The 1260-nt window shown below is 51.8% G+C and carries 2 protein-coding genes; one reads left to right on the top strand and one right to left on the bottom strand.

Annotated elements, in window-relative coordinates; genetic code table 11:
- The coding region (locus D6694_04860) for a hypothetical protein (protein ID RMH45371.1) at positions 1–873 on the bottom strand (873 nt) is incomplete at its 3' end.
- Between the two features lie 39 nt (positions 874–912).
- On the opposite strand from D6694_04860, the gene D6694_04855 reads away from it, so the two are divergent.
- Positions 913–1227: a hypothetical protein gene (locus D6694_04855; GenBank protein RMH45370.1), complete on the top strand. Its 315-nt coding sequence runs from the start codon at positions 913–915 to the stop codon at positions 1225–1227.
- The last annotated feature ends 33 nt before the right edge of the window (positions 1228–1260 follow it).

The following is a 1260-nucleotide window of genomic DNA, read 5'->3' as shown; positions in this document are numbered from 1 at the left end:
GCTCTGCCAAACATAAGTGCGTTGAACGCTGATGACGGCCATGGGAAGCAACAAAACCGCCAAACATTTCTGCCAAAGAAGTCTTTTGTTCTCCAGCACGGAAAAAAGAGCCAGGCTAAGGCAGAATAGCGGCAGATAAAGATACCGCTCCGCCAGTGGTGTCCACGCCATTTTTTGAACCCCAACCAATAGAGCCGGGGCCAAAAACAGGAACGCGGAAAAGACCCAAAAACCCGCGACACCACGCCGAATAGCCACGAGAACCAAAAGTCCGCCAGCAGCGATCAAGCCGAAGATAAAGCAAATATTGCGCTGAATCTCGACAATCGCCAGATTCAAAGGGAACGGCCACACCAGTTTTCGACTGTAGAACCCCAGAGCTCTCACCGCCCCCGCCAGCTTGTTAAACAGGGAGATCTGGGCAGCATCATGCGCACCGGCAACAGCAGAGACCAAACCAGCATCCCTTACCAGGGAACCACCGGTGCGCAGCATCAGATATACCCCCACCGCACTCGCCAACCAGAAGCACAACGATCGCCTGTGTGCTCGCCATGATTCATAGAAAGGAGAACCCGGCCAAAATGCAGACACAAAAAGAACAAATACGGCCATCAAAGCCGTCTCTTTTGCCATGCCCCCCAGAAGCAAACAGAAGCCGAGCCCAAAACCGCGCCCGTGACGCGCCTTGAACTCATCGGCATGAGCGACGAAAAAGGCTGCGGCAACAAACAGCCCTGCAAGCAGATCCGTGCGGCCTGAAATCCAGTTGACCGGCTCGGTTACAAGGGGATGCAACAGAAAAAAAAGGCTTGTCAATTCCGGCAGCCATGAGTTGCGATCCGAAATCAGCCTGCGCAGGAGCAGCCACATCAACACCCCTGTGCCTAGGTGAAAAAGGATGTTCCCCAGATGCAGAAATGGGTAGGACAATCCCCAAAACTGATCATTCAGGAAAAAGCTAAGGATAACGAGTGGACGATAATAATAGAGCCCGCCACGAGAGAAAAACAGCCCCGGAACGTCTCTCCAAGACATATGAAAGACAGCCATAAGCTGATTGGTGTCGTCAAGAGAAAGAGGCTCAGCAAAGAGAGAGGGATAGAAAACCCCCAAGACGAGAAAAACAACAAGGAGAATTCTGAAAAAAGGGCGAATAGACATCAGAAAAAGACAAAGGAGGGAAGGTCACCCTTCCCCCCTTTACTGTTCTTCAAGTGCTCCTGAAGGGACTCTTACAGAGCAGTCCAGCTGCTGAAT

This window comes from Gammaproteobacteria bacterium (assembly GCA_003696665.1).
In the GTDB taxonomy this organism is placed as follows: domain Bacteria; phylum Pseudomonadota; class Gammaproteobacteria; order Enterobacterales.
The sequence above is the reverse complement of the archived record's forward strand: the minus strand, read 5'-3'. Positions and strand labels throughout refer to the sequence as shown.